Here is a 686-nt window from a genome sequence, read left to right as displayed (position 1 = left end):
TTTTAGCATTGTCACATTTGCCGTTATGTCGCTCGTCAGCAGGATTTACAAATGGCGAGGCAAAGCAGTGATGTCTCACTATGCCAAGTGCAGGTTTAACGAACTCCTTGCGGTTCTGTTATTTTTCCTTGCGATGGCCATTATCTGCTTTATGATGTATCTTCTTGACAAAAAGTGATACATACTTTGATACGGACTCCGGGCCGTTATATCGAATGGTCTAACTCGATGTACCAGTTTCCCTTGATGGGCTTGTAAAGCGTGGTGTCGTTGTACGTCCTGCGGTAGATCTCGTTCAGGTCGCCATGTTCGGTGATACGGATATTCCGACGGCTTCTCAATCCGGGATCGTAAACGAAACTCTTGGACGTTCCGGCATCCACGATGCCGTGGGAGTAGTACGGCATAACGAGGCTCACATATACCGAATCTGCCGTTCCCCATTCCCTGCGATCAACAAGGATAAAACCGCATCCAATCTCTGATAACAGGGAGTCGAGTAGGATTCGCTCCGGCTTCAACAGTCCATATACCGGGATGTCTTGTTCATCATTCGTTTCATGGGATGTATCGCTTTGCTCCATTGAATCAAGTATAATAACCTCTTCCGGAGAAAGCGGCGGGTAGTGAAAACTACCTTCTGAACTCTCTGCCATGATTTCGTACACCTTACGGAACGCCACCTC

Annotated in this window: 1 protein-coding gene; it reads right to left on the bottom strand. The window is 47.5% G+C overall.

Annotated elements, in window-relative coordinates; all coding sequences use genetic code 11:
* Nucleotides 1-206: 206 nt before the first annotated feature.
* Nucleotides 207-686: DUF4948 family protein (locus ACESTR_RS16335; RefSeq protein ID WP_373132948.1), on the bottom strand; the 480-nt coding region annotated here is incomplete at its 5' end.

The organism is Alistipes sp. DJF_B185, assembly GCF_964250025.1.
GTDB lineage: Bacteria > Bacteroidota > Bacteroidia > Bacteroidales > Rikenellaceae > Alistipes > Alistipes finegoldii.
This window is presented reverse-complemented; position numbering and strand designations above follow the sequence as displayed.